Genomic DNA, 14,556 nt, shown 5'->3' with positions numbered 1-14,556 from the left:
GCAACAAGCGGGGCTTTTTTATGTGGGTAGAGGAATCAAAAAAGTAAGGAGGCGGGAAGAAAATGCGGAATACACAAAATGAGTGGGCTCTTTCATCCGCCAGTTGGCGGACCGTTTCCCGATTCACGTATATTGCAGCCATGAATTGGCCCAGGCCAACTTGTTTGGCAGTCTTATTATTGGTATTGTTGTATGTGCCTGCAAGGGCGCAAAAAGTATTTGATTTTAACGAGCGGTGCAAACAGGCGTATCATGAAATTGTGCAGTTAAAATTAAATAGCGGCCAGCAATTGCTGAATGCAGAAAAAGCGCAGCACCCCGATAACCTCATCCCGTATTTCCTCGAAAATTATATCGATTTCTTTACGCTGTTCTTTAATGAGGACCCGGCAGAATATCAAAAGCGATTGCCTAATCGCGAAGCCCGGCTTAAGCTGCTAAGCGAGGGGCCTGAAAAATCTCCTTTCCTTTTATTTACCCGTTCGGTGATCCATTTTCAATGGGCTGCCATCAGGGTGAAATTTGGTAATAACTGGGATGCCGGGTGGGAGTTTCGTCGCTCGTTTTTACAGGTAAAGAACAACCAGCAATCATTTCCCAACTTTACGCCTAACCTGTTATATGCGGGCGCCATGCAGGTGGCGGCCGGAACCATTCCCGATGGCTATAAATGGTTAAGCAATTTGCTGGGCATTAATGGCAGCATAAAAAAAGGCATGTCGCGGATCGGCGCCTTTTTGCAGGGAACCGATGAATGGTCGGTATTGTTTCATGAAGAAGCGGTATTCTATTACTGTTATTTGAAATTTTATATAGAGAACGACCGGCCGGGCGTTTTTAAATTTATTGAACAGCAGGAACTGGATGTGGTGAATCATCATTTGTTTGCATTTCTCGCAGCCAATTTGAACATCAATAACCAGCAGGCTGAAAAAGCAGAGCAGGTTATAGCGGGTTTAAATAATAATTCAGGTTACCTGGCCATGCCGGTATGGGATATGGAAATGGGTTATGCCAAAATGCATCATCTGGATGCCGGGGCTGCTTTATACCTGGAACGCTTTCTGGCCACTTTTAAAGGGAAATTCTATGTGAAAGATGTGCTGCAAAAACTAAGCTGGCATTATTACCTGCAGGGTGATGAAGCCAGGGCCAAAACCTACCGCCAGAAGATATTGCAAAGTGGCAGCACCGATACGGAAGCCGATAAGCAGGCGCAAAAGGAAGCAATGACCGACAAGTGGCCTAATAAGTTGTTGCTGCAGGCCCGGTTGTTAAATGACGGTGGTTATTACCGGCAGGCCCTGGCGCTGTTGCATGGTAAAAACACAGGTTATTTTTCATTGACAGAAGAAAAACTGGAGTTTGCCTATAGGGCCGGACGTTTGTACGATGATATGGGAAATGACAGCCTGGCCATTGTATTTTATAAACAGGCTATTGACCTGGGCCAACGGCGTAAAGAACATTTTGCCGCCCGGGCGGCCTTGCAAACCGGTTATATTTACGAGCAAAAGGGCGATAAGCAAACGGCCATTGAATGGTTTAAACGTTGCATTAATATGAAAGACCACGATTTTAAAAATTCATTGGACCAACGAGCGAAGGCGGGGTTGGCAAGGTGTAATAGTGAATAGTGAAAACAGCTGCAGGCTTCAAGCTGTAAGCCGTCGCGGCAACGGGTCACTGGTAGCTGTATTGGTTGGGGAAAACCATGTTATAATTAATGCCCGATCGCAATTATATTTGTTACGCTCAAAATCGTACTGTGCTTAAAAAACTATACATACAGAACTACGCTATTATTGACGAGATAGAGATCGACTTCTCGCAAAAGCTGAATATAATTACCGGGGAAACCGGCGCCGGTAAATCAATTTTAATGGGCGCCCTGTCGTTGATACTGGGCGACCGGGTTGATACGGCCGTATTGCAGAGCCGCGATAAGAAGTGTTATGTAGAAGGAATATTTGTAATAGCTGAGAAGAAAGCGGTGAAAGCCTTTTTGCGTGAGCAGGACCTCGATATTGATGAAGAGCTGGTGATCCGTCGCGAAATTGGCAGTAATGGTAAATCGAGAGCGTTTGTTAATGATACGCCCGTTAACCTGGAACAACTTCGTCAGTTAAGTGCTATGCTGGTTGACCTGCATCGCCAGTTCGATACGCTGGAATTGGGCGAAAGCGATTTTCAACGGCAGGTACTGGATGCCCTGGCTGGTCATACGGATGTAGTGCAGCAATACCAGGGATCGTATACCCAATGGCAGCAGGCGCAACATGAGCTATCTGCTTTGCAGCAACAGAAAGATCAATTCACCAAAGAATATGATTACAATAAGTTTTTATTTGATGAGCTGCACGATGCGGGCCTGAAAGAGAATGAACTGGAAGAAGCAGATGCAACTTTAAAATTGCTCAGTAATGCAGAAGGCATTAAAACAACATTGAGCAAAGTGACCTACGAATTAGGAGAAGGTGAATCGCCCATGGTACAGCAACTGAAATCATTGTGCCACCAGTTAAGCGCTTACAGCGATCACCATACTGCGTTACCGGCCTTGTTGCAACGATTGCAGAGTGCCCAAATTGAATTACAGGACATCGCCGATGAAGTGGAGCGCATCAATGACCAGGTGCAGTACGATCCGCAAAAAATTGAACAACTGAACGACCGCATTTCCACAGGGTACAAACTGTTGAAGAAACACGGCGTACATACTACGCAGGAATTGCTGGCTATACAAGATGGGCTGGAGCAAAAATTACAGGCTGTATTGAATATTGATGAAGCCATTCAGGCCAAAGAAAAAGCTGTACAGCAATTATTACAAAAAGCTACCGACCTGGCAGCAAAGCTAACGGCTAACCGTGTTAAACAAGTGAAGCCGCTGCAGGATAAAGTAAATAAGCTGTTGGCCCAGGTAGGTATGCCCAATGCCCGCCTGCAGGTAGATGTAAAGCCATTGGCCAATCTTCAAATATCAGGGCACGACGATATAGAGTTTTTATTTGATGCCAATAAAAGCAACCGGTTCGAGCCTATTCGCAAAGTGGCATCGGGCGGTGAACTTAGCCGGTTAATGTTGTGTATTAAATCGCTGGTAGCCCAGTCGCTCGATCTGCCCACCCTGATCTTTGATGAAATAGATACCGGTATTTCGGGTGAGGCAGCCAAACAGGTGGGCATTATTATGAAAGACCTGGCCCGCAAACGCCAGGTGCTGAGCATTACCCATCAGCCGCAAATTGCCGGGAAAGCCGATGCCCATTACTTCGTTTACAAGGAAATAAAAGGCAATTCCATTAAAACTAATATCAGGCTGCTGTCGCAGGATGAGCGCATAACGGCCATAGCCAAAATGCTCAGTGGGGAGAAGCCTACGGCTGCCGCATTGGAGAATGCACGGGAGATGGTGATGAATTAATCGGTATGCTAACTATTCCATTTCTTAATCCGGATTTCATATTCTTCCTGGTCGTGGCAGCCATTCCTGCTTATTATATGAACCGGTATTTGATGGGATGGATACAGCCCAGACAATCATTTGGGCGCTTTACACTATATCTGGCGGCTATATTGGCAGTAGCCCTGGTATACACATTTATTGTAAGTTGGGTATTGTTGAAATATGTTTGGCCTGTCAGATAAGTTGTTATTTTTGCGCGCTTATTCTAATTAAAAATAAATTGTATGGCATATAACCTGCTTAAAGGAAAGAAAGGGATCATTTTTGGTGCTTTGGACGAAAAATCAATTGCCTGGAGAACCGCTTTGCGTTGCCATGAAGAAGGCGCACAACTGGTTTTAACCAATGCACCGGTTGCTTTACGTATGGGCACCATCAACCAACTGGCCGAAGCAGTGAAAGCGCCGGTAGTAGGCGCCGATGTCACCAGCATGGATGATTTGAAGAAATTGTTTGAAGAAGCCATGAAGCATTTTGGCGGTAAGGTAGATTTCATCCTGCATTCAATAGGCATGAGCCTGAACGTGCGCAAAGGCAAGCATTATACCGAGATCGATTACGGGTTTAACCAAAAGACCCTTGATATATCAGCCATGTCGTTGCACCGCGTGCTGCGTACAGCCTGGGAAATGGATGCCATTAACGATTGGGGCAGCGTGGTAGCTTTAAGCTATATTGCGGCACAACGCGTATTCCCCGATTATAACGAAATGGCAGATGCGAAAACATTGCTGGAAGGCGTGGCCCGCAACTTTGGTTATCATTATGGGGTTAAGAAAAAAGTGCGGATAAACACCGTATCTCAGTCTCCTACCAAAACAACCGCCGGTAGCGGGGTTAAAGGGTTCGATGGCTTTATAAGTTATGCAGAAAAGATGAGCCCGCTGGGTAATGCTTCAGCCGATCAGTGTGCTGACTATTGCGTTACCTTGTTCAGCGACCTTACCAAAATGGTAACCATGCAGAACCTGTTTCATGATGGCGGATTCTCCTTTACCGGGGTTACCGAAGCCGTTATTGAGCAGATGGAGAAGTAAGGGGGGAAGTTGACAAGTTAACAGGTTGATAAAGGGAGGAAGTAAGAAATTCAAAGGGGTGGATCTAGCCGCGGCGGTAGATCCACCCCTTTTTTGTAATGTGAAGAGGTTGCCCCCCGGTAACCGGCAGTCCGGTAACTGGTAACAATAAAAAAACCGCCCGCCTGAACAGCGACCGGTTTGCATTATTTTTTAGCCATGGGCTTTTAATACTCATCTTCATTAAAGAAGAAGTCGTCCTGACTGGGATAGTCCGGCCAGATATCTTCAATGCCTTCGTATATCTCTCCTTCATCTTCCAATTCCTGAAGATTTTCTACCACTTCAATGGGTGCACCGCTACGGATCGCGTAGTCAATCAGCTCATCTTTGGTGGCAGGCCACGGTGCATCTTCGAGATAGGATGCAAGTTCTAATGTCCAAAACATGTGTTTAGCCTGTTTAAAGTTTTAAATCCACTAACAGTTACCGAATCAAGGGTCGGAGAAATAGCTATACTGTCCCCAATATTACCCCTCAATTTTTCGCAAAAGTAACCCTCCTAATGAAAAAACCAAATCTATCTTTGAAAGATAATGGAAGGTTTTCCTAAAAACTTTCCCCAAACGGGTCCTATGAACGGGAAGCCAATGGTTTGTAGTATCTTGACGGCTATTATTAGTAATTCACAACACATGTTGATAGCGACGAATATTCAAAAATATTATGGTCAGTTATGGGTTTTGAAGGGCGTTGACCTGGAAATAAAACAGGGCGAAATTGCCAGCATTGTTGGACCATCGGGCTCAGGGAAAAGCACGTTGTTACACATTTTAGGCACACTAGATAAGCCGGATAAAGGGGAGGTAAAGGTTGGTAATCAACGCATCAATTTCCTGAACGAGAAACAAATGGCGGCTTTTCGTAACCGGCATGTGGGCTTTGTTTTCCAGTTCCACCATTTACTTCCCGAATTCACCGCCCTTGAAAATGTGTGTATTCCCGGCTGGATGGCCGGTCGCCGTAAAAAGGAAGTAGAGGACAATGCATTATCGTTATTACAAATGTTAGGGTTGGGCAAACGCACCGATAATAAACCGAATGCATTATCGGGCGGCGAGCAGCAACGGGTAGCCGTAGCCCGGGCGCTCATCAACAGGCCTGCAATTATTTTTGCCGATGAACCTACCGGTAACCTCGACTCGGCCAATGCCCGCGAACTGCACCAGTTGTTCTTTACGCTGCGGCAGCAGTTCAATCAAACCTTTTTAATAGTTACGCATAATGAAGAACTGGCGCAAATGAGCGACAGGATCCTGCATATGAAGGACGGAAAGATAGTTTAATGTGCTAATGGGAATACAAATGCGAAAATTTGCAAATACTTGCTTACCCCCAAAGCATCGCTGACGCTGTTACAAAGGCCCAAGCTTTAGAATGATCGAAGGCGATAAAAAACATATGCGTAGTAGTTACCCTATCAACCTGTGAACCTGTCAACTTGTTAACTCGTCAATTTCTCCCCCATAACCAGTAAGTGGTATTATAATTCCCATATATACTTAGTATTTTTAGAAAAAGCCATCCATGGCTACCGACAACAATTCCATTCTTGAAAAGATTGCTTCTATGTTAGACGTAGAAGCCAACGTACTTGGTGACTTATTAGATAAGGAGTTTGAAATTATCAGTGCAGATCCAGTAGAATCTAAAAAGTATCCCTCCACAAAGGAAGCATTTTTTGGGTATGCATTGAGAAAGATAGATGAGATAACTGTCAATGAAAAGAATAATAGTTATCTGAATGATGGAGAGTATTTGCAGGTATATAAAAGAATGATTCGCAGTGATGAGCAAAGAAAATTCTATTTCTCTGTGAACGAGCTGGAAGCTTTAAGGCGAATATGGGATTTTATAGATGATTATACCAACTATTTCCACCTCAATCTCGATAAACTTGAGTTAGTAACATTACCACCATTATTGCTTCGAATCAGCAATCTGCAAAGTCTTAATATCTCCAATAACAAGCTCCGGGATATTTCCATGGTGGGAAGTTTCATTGATTTACAGGTATTGATCGCGGATGCTAACGAAATAACCAGCATAGAATTCCTGAAACAGAACAAAAACCTTCAAATACTCCGGTTAAATCAAAATAGCTTCATAAGCACTTATGAAGTTATAAAAAATATGCCGGTGCTCAGAGAGGTGGAGCTGGTTGGAAACCAGATAAATGATACCGGGGCAAGAACCATACTGAAGAATCCCCGGCTTGAAAAAATAATGCTGGTCGAAAACCCCATCAATGCGCCGCTCGATATCCTGAATGACCTTGTAAAACTGCGTGCGCATTTTGGCATTAACCTTTCTACACAAGCCAATGTAACCGCTACCACAAACGCTGACGATCCACCGGCTTCCCAAACGACAAACGAACAGCCCGAAGAACAATATATTTCCTATGCCATTCGCGATATCCGCCTGCGTGGCAACCCCGATAAAAATTTACTGGATATTGAAAAGCTCAGTGGGATCTTTTACAACCTCATCGCCAACAGCGACAGCAATGGCGAGCATTTCTTTGGTTTGTTTGGCCGGTGGGGCAGGGGCAAGACTTTCTTCTGGAAATATATTTTAAAGAACAACCTCGATAAGGAAAAATACATTCCCATTGAGTTTCACGCCTGGAGGTACCAGGAAACACCCGGCATTTGGGCCTACCTGTATAATACCCTTAACGACGCTTACCTGGGCGATAAACCGAAATGGTATCAGTTGACCAGGTGGGTGAAATATTATAAAAAATTGATCAATCTCAACGATCAGCGGGGTAAGTTATCGGTCATTGTTGGGTTCCTGCTCAGTATAGTTATTGCTATTGGGGTGTATTTATTTAGTGATTTTATAAAAGCAGATGAAACGGTTAAAACGATCCTGGGCTGGGGTATTCCCATTTCCATCATCACCATGCTGGTATATATTGCTAAAACATTCAGGACCGATGCCCGGAAAATTATTTTATCAGTAACCAGCAACGTAAATTTTAACAGCCAGCTTGGGTTTCAGCACGAAATTCAGCAGGAACTGAAATACCTGCTGCAGGCATGGATACCCGAAAAGCTTAAATTCAAAAAGCGCATCTTCCTGTTTATTGATGATATTGACCGCTGTTCGGAAGACAAGATCATTCAGATCGTTGATTATATCCGGGTACTGCTGCATTGTTCCGAGATCCAGGACCGGGTAACCGTACTGGCGGCCATCGATGAACGCATTTTGTTGCACGCCATCCAGGATAAGTATAAAGATTTTATCGCGAACAAGGACAATGACGCTACTTACAAAGAACTGTGCCGCGAATACATGGATAAATTATTCCTGGCCGGGTTAAAGCTGGGCCCATTAACGGAGTTTGAAAAACGGCAGATCGTGGAAGGTTTTACCAGTGCCGATACGGCCATAGCCGATGTGGTAATGCCGCCGGCAACCAATGGTTTCAATTCAGCCAGGGTAGCAGAGGTCATCAGCAAAACAGAAAGCGAAGAACAAATTCTTGCCAATTCCGAAACCGTTACAACCCCCTCTAACGTTAAGGTGACGATACCGGAAAGCGATATACACACCGTAGTGTTGGAAAGCAAAAATATCAGTCAGGTACAAACGGAAATTGCTGCTATTTCTGCTATTCCTGTAACGCCCAAACCGATTGATTCTACAGCCCGTAAAGAATTCCCGTATGAAAAATGGGAGCAGGAGTTTATCAAAGATATTCTGGCGCGCAATACCGAATCAACTCCGCGGAGCATTCGGGTATATACCTACCGGTATTTGTTGGGAAAGCAATTGGTAGAAAAGTCGCTGGCGGAGGGAAAGACTTCCTGGTTGCAATGGTATAATACCAAGGAGGCCAAGCAATGCTTTGCCATTAAGTTATTGCATTATGGATTTAAGTCAGATACAGAGCACCTGCTCTCTGATTACCGGAATTTTATAAAAGATTATGATGAGGACCGCGCTGTTAAAGAAAGCATTTATGGGTATGAAATTTCTTTGAACCAGGAATTAGGCTCCATCATGTTCCAGGTGCTGACTATGATAATTGCGTATTGAAGAAGGCAAAAAGGCAACGAGGAAACAAGGCAACGAGGGATACACGCCTGCCCAGCTATCATTTGCACAACTTGTCCCTACTTTAGTCGGGATTTGCTAATTTTCAAATTTGCTAATTAAACCCTCGGTTTCCACGGAATTTCTTCCACATGCATAAGATGTCCGGCATAGCGGGCCAGCACAAATAAATAATCGCTGAGGCGGTTCAGGTATTTCAGAATAATGCCTTCGACTTCATGGCTTTCCTGTTCAAGGCGTACACAGCATCGTTCTGCACGGCGGCAAACGCAACGGGTTATGTGTAATTGTGACAAAGTAGGATGCCCTCCCGGTAATATAAAACTCTTCATGGGTGGAATGACCTCGTTCATGCGGTCCATTTCCTTTTCAAGCAGGGTAATGTCTTCATCCCGCAGGTCGGGAATACGCATTTTTGGTTCTTTAACCGGATCGCAGGCCAGTGAAGCATTCATGGTAAACAACCGGTCCTGCACTTCCTGCAGGATCGTTCTGCTGGCCTCATCGGTGAGCAGGTCTTTGCATAAGCCGATCCATGAGCTTAATTCATCAACGGTTCCGTATGCTTCAATACGCAGGTGCGATTTGGGAACTTTAGTTCCGCCAATTAATGAAGTAGAACCTTTATCGCCGGTCTTGGTATATATCTTTTGTGCCATGATGGTGAATGGTGAATGAGCTGCAAGCTTCAAGCCGCAAGCCAAAAGCAAATTACAGAATCCGGAACGCCTGCCACTTTTTCATTTCCCTTAACCCGCACCTACCAACTCTTCTTTTAATTTATCGCTTTCTATCAGGCCGTCGCGGAGGCGAACGATCCGTTTGGCATAATGGGCAATATCTTCTTCGTGGGTAACCAGCACTACGGTATTACCGGCCGCCTGTATCTGGCTGAAGATGTCCATGATCTCTTTGGAAGTTTTGGTATCCAGGTTTCCGGTAGGTTCATCCGCCAAAATGAGGGAAGGGTTATTAACCAGGGCCCGGGCAATGGCCACCCGTTGGCACTGACCGCCTGATAGTTCATTTGGTTTGTGATGGCTTCTGTCTTCCAGCCCTACTTTTTGTATCACATCCATCGCCATTTCGGTACGTTGTTTTCGCGAAACCCCTGCATAAACCAGCGGCAGGGCAACATTTTCCAGGGCTGTAAGCCGGGGCAGCAGGTTGAATTGCTGAAACACAAAACCAATCTCTTTATTCCGTACGTCGGCCAGGTTATCGTCGGGCATTTTACTTACATCCTGTCCGTTTAATACATACCGGCCGGCAGAAGGAGAGTCGAGGCAGCCGAGGATGTTCATCAGGGTACTTTTGCCAGAACCGGAGGGGCCCATGAGGGCTACATATTCATTAGTATGGATATCCAGGTCAATGCCTTTCAGCACCTGCAATTCCTGTTTGCCCATAAAGTAGCTCTTGCGAATCCCTTCGAGATGGATGATCGAATTCATAGAAAAAGTTTAAAGCCGGTCTACTCCTGTTTTTTAATAACCTTGGGCACTTTAAAGAACGTTCCGTCTGAATCGGGCGCGTTTTTCAGTGCTTCCTCCCGGGAAATGGAGCCTTTTACCTCATCTTCACGCAACACATTGATGGCATCTGTCATATGTAAAAGCGGTTCCACCCCCTCCGTATTCAATTCATTCAGTTTGTCGACAAAATGAATCATTCGTTGCAGGTCTTGCTTAATTATTTCTTTTTCCTGATCGTTGAACTGCAGGCGGGCCAGGTTAGCCAGGTTCTGTACCAATGCGTCATTTACTTCCATGTAAACAAAAATAGGTCAATATGCCAATATGCTAATGTGCAAATGTGCTAATTGATGGTCAATGGTCAAAGGAAAAAGGTGAATGGTCAGGTTGGCCGGAATATAGCGAGGTTGGAACCCGGCACCCGGAAACTGGAAACCGGAAACTCTTCTTATCTTCGCCCTCCTTATGCAAAGTGTTAAGAAAGAGATTGTCATGGGCGGCATTCGCCCCACCGGATTTTTACACCTGGGTAACTATTTTGGGGCCTTGCGCAATTTTGTGCGTATGCAGAATGAATACCCCTGCTTTTTTATGCTGGCCGACCTGCATTCATTGACCACCCATCCCGATACGAAAGAATTAAAGAATAACGTGCACCGGGTACTTGCCGAGCACCTGGCCTGCGGTCTCGACCCCGATAAAAGCGCCCTGTATTGCCAGAGCCATGTTTATGAAACGTCTGAACTGTACCTGTTGCTGGGCATGATGTCGATGGTTGGTGAGCTGGAAAAGACGCCTACCTTTAAAGATAAAGTTCGCCTGCAACCGCAGAACGTTAATGCTGGTTTGCTTACCTACCCGGTATTACAAGCCGCTGATATTCTTCTTCACCGCGCTCACCTGGTACCCGTAGGTAAAGACCAGGAGCAGCACCTGGAAATGGCCAGGAATATTGCAGGCCGCTTTAACCATCGTTATGGTGAAGTGTTCCCCGAACCGGTTGCATTTAATTTTGGCAGTGAACTGGTAAAAGTGCCCAGCCTTGATGGCGCCGGTAAAATGAGCAAGAGTGAGAACCAATACGCGACCCTGTACCTCAGCGACCCCGATGACCTTATACGTAAAAAAGTAATGAAGGCCACTACCGATAGCGGTCCCAAGGAACCCAACTCCCCCAAACCCGATTACATTGAGAACCTGTTTTTGCTGATGAAGCTGGTAAGCGCGCCAGATGTTGTTCAGAAGTTTGAAGAAAACTACAACGCATGTACCATCAGGTATGGTGATATGAAAAAACAATTGGCCGAAGACATGGTACAATTTATCGCTCCCATCCGCGATAAAGCAGAAGCTATTCAGCAGGATACCGGTTACCTTAAAAAAGTAATGATCCAGGGCGCCGAAAAAGCCCGGGCCAGCGCTCAGGCTACCATGAAAGTGGTACGCGAGGCCGTTGGCTTGAATTATTATTAAAAAACAGCGTTCAGGCAGTTTAAAACCGGAAAGAATTAATATCTTAAATTTTTGATTGTCTCGTAAGGATCGGGGCAAAACGGGATATAGCAAATAGGTAATAGAACTCTCTACAATGGCAAAAACTAAAAAACCGAAGCACATTGCTGTGGCGGGTAATATCGGCGCGGGCAAAACTACGCTCACTGAACTACTCAGTAAACATTATCGCTGGATACCCCAGTTTGAAGATGTAGACCATAACCCCTACCTGTTCGACTTTTATGAGGATATGCCTCGCTGGAGTTTTAACCTGCAGATCTATTTCCTCAACAGCCGGCTCAGGCAGTTGAACGATATTCATCGCGGTACCGAAACGATCGTTCAGGACCGCACCATTTACGAAGATGCGTACATCTTTGCGCCTAACCTGCACGAAATGGGGTTAATGAGCAAGCGTGATTTTGATAATTATTTCATGTTTTTTGAAACATTGAAAACAATGGTGCAGCCCCCCGATATGCTCATCTACCTGAAAGCATCGGTGCCCACCCTGGTAGCACAAATCCAAAAGCGCGGCCGCGAATACGAAGAGAACATCCGGCTCGATTACCTGAAACGCCTTAACGACTTCTACAATAAATGGATCGATGGCTATAAAGAAGGCCCGCTGCTGGTGATAGATATTGATAAGAATAAGTTCCCCGAAAATGATGAACACCTCGGTGATATCATTCGCAAGATCGATTCCCAGTTATACGGTTTGTTCTGATAGCTTGTATGCAAAAGATCCAACAATTCCTGAAAGCGCCTTATTATTTCCAGTGGCTGATCCTGTTTTTTGTACTGCACGGATATAATGAATTCTTCGGCTTAATAAAAATATCATCCCTGGCACTGCTGATCGTACAATTGAGCGCAGTGGCCTGGGTGCTGTTCTTTATATGCCGCAAATTGTACCGGGATGCACACAAAGCGGCATTGTTTGTAACGGTGCTGTTCTTTTGTTACCTTTTTTTCGGCGCCTTTCAGGATGGGCTTGCTGCAAAGCCGTCACTTTTTTACTGGTCATTGTTCCGCACCCTGATACCGGTGCTTGCCTTCATCTGCCTGGTGACCTTTGCCGGGTTGTTCTTTTTGAAAAGAAAGCCTGTGAGGTTAACCTCTTTTCTGAGTTTATTATTTGTTACGCTCACTTTGTTTGATGCCGTTACCGTTCTGTGGCGAACTGCTACAACAAAAAATAAAAAACCTCTGGTAGCTATTGGACCCCTTACTCCTATTGCAGATACAGTAGCCCGGCCAGATGTATATTTAATACTTCTGGATGAGTATATGGGAACTGCCGCTTTGCAGGAATACTACCATTACAACAATGCAACATTTGAATCATTTTTAAAGCAGCAGGGTTTTTATGTGTGTGCACAGCCAAAAAGCAATTATGCGTTCACGGTGTTTTCCATGTCGTCGCTGTTAAACATGCGCTATCATGATTCCACGATTGTTGGCCGCAATAATGGATTTACCTATACCAACCTGGCCGCATTGATCAATCATAGTGCAGTTAGTGAATATTTTAAAAAATTCAATTATTCCATTTATAACTATTCTCCTTTTGACTTTGCCGGCATTGACGCCAGTAGCCCATTTTCAATAGAGCCGCACGACATTGAATTAATTACGCGTGGTATGTTGTATACCCGGCTTAGCAGGAGGATCATCTTCGGCGAACCGCAGGATAATTTAAACGTAGGTATACTGTCGGGCTGGTTAAACAAAAAGGTAGCGGCCTCCCACGAGAATCAGATGAAGTCGGTGCTGGCATCGGCCGGAAAAAAATCCCCTGCTTTCACCTACCTGCATTTACTGATGCCTCATAAACCCTTTTTATATGACAGTACCGGTAAAGTGCAGGATACATACAGGGCAGTAGATGGAAAACGAATTTTGGGAACAGACAAATTATACCTGCAGTACCTTGTGTATGTGAATAAGCGGATCATGCGGTTTGTTGAACAATTGCAGTCAGCTACGAAGGGCAGGGCGGTTATCATGGTGATGAGCGACCATGGCTATCGCGACGCGAACAGCACTGGTAAAGATTTTCGATTCATTAATTTTAATGCGGTATACCTTCCCAACCGCGATTACCATTTGTGGTACGACAGTGTAAGCAATGTGAACCAGTTTCCGCTGTTGTTTAATACGTTGTTTGGTCAGCAAATACCTTTGAAGAAAGATTCCACTTGTTATTAATGAAAGTCCTTAATTATTATTATTCTGGTATTGGGCAAACCCTTCCAGGGAATTTAGGTCACCCGTGATCTTTTTCAACCATTCTTCCTGTTTTGTTTTGTTGCGGGAATAGTCGGTTTCCTGGTCATATTGTGTTTGGGCTTCCCGGTGTTGTTTCATGGTGCCTTCATACAGCTTGTTTACATCGGTGCCGGCTGTTTTGGCATTGAAGCGGTACGCTTTCATAAGCTTATTCAACCTGCGGGCAAATATTTCTGCAATATCAAAATGGCCTTGTTCATGGGCCAGTACGTCGTTATTCTTTATTCGTACCCACGACCTGTTTGGGTCGAAGCTGCATTTGATGGAATATTGAAAACCTTTGTCGTCGTAGCCAAATTCAATATTGATATTACTGCTGGTAAGCGCAGCGTTGGTCGAGTGCGGATCAGGATTTCCCTTAAAGTCGCTCCAGGTAAGTTTTCGGGACGCACTCCAGGGAATGAGATTGTTCGTTTGTATAACGGGAACACACAAAAGTAATAATGAAATAACGGCTTTGATCATAATTGGTTTCCCCGCCAGGGTTATGCAATCACCGGGAGGAAGGGCTTTTTCACAGCAGCAACTTAATGCAAAGTTGCGTAAACATTTTCCTAAAAATTTATGAAAATCAGGGGTACTACATAAACGATAAAAGGTTGTCCCATTTTATGAGACAACCTTTTCTATGGCAAAGTAATCGTTGAGACCGAATGCTTTTTGTTAAAAAAGCAAA

The 14,556-nt window shown here is 44.8% G+C and carries 13 protein-coding genes; 8 read left to right on the top strand and 5 right to left on the bottom strand.

The genetic code is table 11. The annotated features are described in order from the left end of the window. The first annotated feature begins 164 nt into the window (after positions 1-164). The 3 genes from FAM09_RS25160 to FAM09_RS25150 all read left to right on the top strand — a co-directional run bounded on the left by FAM09_RS25160 (position 165) and on the right by FAM09_RS25150 (position 4,506). A complete protein-coding gene (locus tag FAM09_RS25160) occupies positions 165-1,637 on the top strand; it encodes a tetratricopeptide repeat protein (protein WP_243751778.1) in 1,473 nt (490 codons plus the stop codon). 131 nt (positions 1,638-1,768) lie between these two features. Then, positions 1,769-3,427 carry a DNA repair protein RecN gene (gene recN / locus FAM09_RS25155; protein WP_243751777.1) on the top strand — a complete coding sequence of 553 codons (1,659 nt, stop codon included), beginning with the start codon at positions 1,769-1,771 and terminating at the stop codon, positions 3,425-3,427. 266 nt (positions 3,428-3,693) lie between these two features. Then, a complete protein-coding gene (locus tag FAM09_RS25150; protein WP_136579929.1) occupies positions 3,694-4,506 on the top strand; it encodes an enoyl-ACP reductase FabI in 813 nt (270 codons plus the stop codon). Between the two features lie 206 nt (positions 4,507-4,712). On the opposite strand, the gene FAM09_RS25145 is transcribed toward FAM09_RS25150, so the two are convergent. Continuing rightward, entirely contained in the window at positions 4,713-4,934 is a 222-nt protein-coding gene (locus FAM09_RS25145) for a DUF2795 domain-containing protein (RefSeq protein WP_014221625.1), read from the bottom strand. A 186-nt stretch (positions 4,935-5,120) separates the two neighbouring features. Here FAM09_RS25145 and FAM09_RS25140 point away from each other — a divergent pair, with 186 nt between their 5' ends. Both FAM09_RS25140 and FAM09_RS25135 read left to right on the top strand, forming a co-directional pair. Further along, positions 5,121-5,831: an ABC transporter ATP-binding protein gene (locus FAM09_RS25140; protein WP_243751776.1), complete on the top strand. Its 711-nt coding sequence runs from the start codon at positions 5,121-5,123 to the stop codon at positions 5,829-5,831. 241 nt (positions 5,832-6,072) lie between these two features. Beyond that, complete coding sequence (locus tag FAM09_RS25135) at positions 6,073-8,598, top strand: P-loop NTPase fold protein (RefSeq protein ID WP_136579928.1); 2,526 nt, start codon at positions 6,073-6,075, stop codon at positions 8,596-8,598. A 116-nt stretch (positions 8,599-8,714) separates the two neighbouring features. On the opposite strand, the gene FAM09_RS25130 is transcribed toward FAM09_RS25135, so the two are convergent. From FAM09_RS25130 to gatC, 3 genes are all read right to left on the bottom strand, one after another. Next, on the bottom strand, positions 8,715-9,275 hold the full coding sequence (locus FAM09_RS25130; RefSeq protein ID WP_136579927.1) for a cob(I)yrinic acid a,c-diamide adenosyltransferase: 561 nt from the start codon (positions 9,273-9,275) through the stop codon (positions 8,715-8,717). A 90-nt stretch (positions 9,276-9,365) separates the two neighbouring features. Then, complete coding sequence (locus FAM09_RS25125; protein ID WP_136579926.1) at positions 9,366-10,070, bottom strand: ABC transporter ATP-binding protein; 705 nt, start codon at positions 10,068-10,070, stop codon at positions 9,366-9,368. A 20-nt stretch (positions 10,071-10,090) separates the two neighbouring features. Then, positions 10,091-10,387: an Asp-tRNA(Asn)/Glu-tRNA(Gln) amidotransferase subunit GatC gene (gatC, locus tag FAM09_RS25120; protein WP_136579925.1), complete on the bottom strand. Its 297-nt coding sequence runs from the start codon at positions 10,385-10,387 to the stop codon at positions 10,091-10,093. Positions 10,388-10,556: 169 nt separating this feature from the next. Here gatC and trpS point away from each other — a divergent pair, with 169 nt between their 5' ends. The 3 genes from trpS to FAM09_RS25105 all read left to right on the top strand — a co-directional run bounded on the left by trpS (position 10,557) and on the right by FAM09_RS25105 (position 13,799). Continuing rightward, the gene (trpS, locus tag FAM09_RS25115) at positions 10,557-11,564 is read left to right on the top strand and encodes a tryptophan--tRNA ligase (protein WP_243751775.1); all 1,008 of its coding nucleotides are present in this window, start codon (positions 10,557-10,559) and stop codon (positions 11,562-11,564) included. Between the two features lie 115 nt (positions 11,565-11,679). Further along, positions 11,680-12,315 (top strand): deoxynucleoside kinase, encoded by a 636-nt coding sequence (locus FAM09_RS25110; protein WP_136579924.1) that lies wholly within the window; start codon positions 11,680-11,682, stop codon positions 12,313-12,315. A gap of 8 nt (positions 12,316-12,323) precedes the next feature. After that, on the top strand, positions 12,324-13,799 hold the full coding sequence (locus FAM09_RS25105; RefSeq protein WP_136579923.1) for a sulfatase-like hydrolase/transferase: 1,476 nt from the start codon (positions 12,324-12,326) through the stop codon (positions 13,797-13,799). Positions 13,800-13,808: 9 nt separating this feature from the next. Here FAM09_RS25105 and FAM09_RS25100 read toward each other — a convergent pair whose 3' ends face one another. Next, a complete protein-coding gene (locus FAM09_RS25100; protein WP_136579922.1) occupies positions 13,809-14,345 on the bottom strand; it encodes a DUF922 domain-containing protein in 537 nt (178 codons plus the stop codon). Positions 14,346-14,556: the final 211 nt, after the last annotated feature.

Origin of the sequence: Niastella caeni (assembly GCF_004834005.1) — a bacterium.
In the GTDB taxonomy this organism is placed as follows: Bacteria; Bacteroidota; Bacteroidia; order Chitinophagales; family Chitinophagaceae; genus Niastella; species Niastella caeni.
Note: the sequence above shows the minus strand (reverse complement) of the source record. Positions and strands in the feature narration are given on the sequence as shown.

Coding starts and splice junctions, on each gene's coding strand:
- FAM09_RS25150 (WP_136579929.1), top strand. CDS start 3,694: ATGGCATATAACCTGCTTAAAGGAAAGAAAGGGATCATTTTTGGTGCT.
- FAM09_RS25145 (WP_014221625.1), bottom strand. CDS start 4,934: ATGTTTTGGACATTAGAACTTGCATCCTATCTCGAAGATGCACCGTGG.
- FAM09_RS25135 (WP_136579928.1), top strand. CDS start 6,073: ATGGCTACCGACAACAATTCCATTCTTGAAAAGATTGCTTCTATGTTA.
- FAM09_RS25130 (WP_136579927.1), bottom strand. CDS start 9,275: ATGGCACAAAAGATATATACCAAGACCGGCGATAAAGGTTCTACTTCA.
- FAM09_RS25140 (WP_243751776.1), top strand. CDS start 5,121: ATGAACGGGAAGCCAATGGTTTGTAGTATCTTGACGGCTATTATTAGT.
- FAM09_RS25105 (WP_136579923.1), top strand. CDS start 12,324: ATGCAAAAGATCCAACAATTCCTGAAAGCGCCTTATTATTTCCAGTGG.
- FAM09_RS25100 (WP_136579922.1), bottom strand. CDS start 14,345: ATGATCAAAGCCGTTATTTCATTATTACTTTTGTGTGTTCCCGTTATA.
- FAM09_RS25125 (WP_136579926.1), bottom strand. CDS start 10,070: ATGAATTCGATCATCCATCTCGAAGGGATTCGCAAGAGCTACTTTATG.
- FAM09_RS25110 (WP_136579924.1), top strand. CDS start 11,680: ATGGCAAAAACTAAAAAACCGAAGCACATTGCTGTGGCGGGTAATATC.
- trpS (WP_243751775.1), top strand. CDS start 10,557: ATGCAAAGTGTTAAGAAAGAGATTGTCATGGGCGGCATTCGCCCCACC.
- gatC (WP_136579925.1), bottom strand. CDS start 10,387: ATGGAAGTAAATGACGCATTGGTACAGAACCTGGCTAACCTGGCCCGC.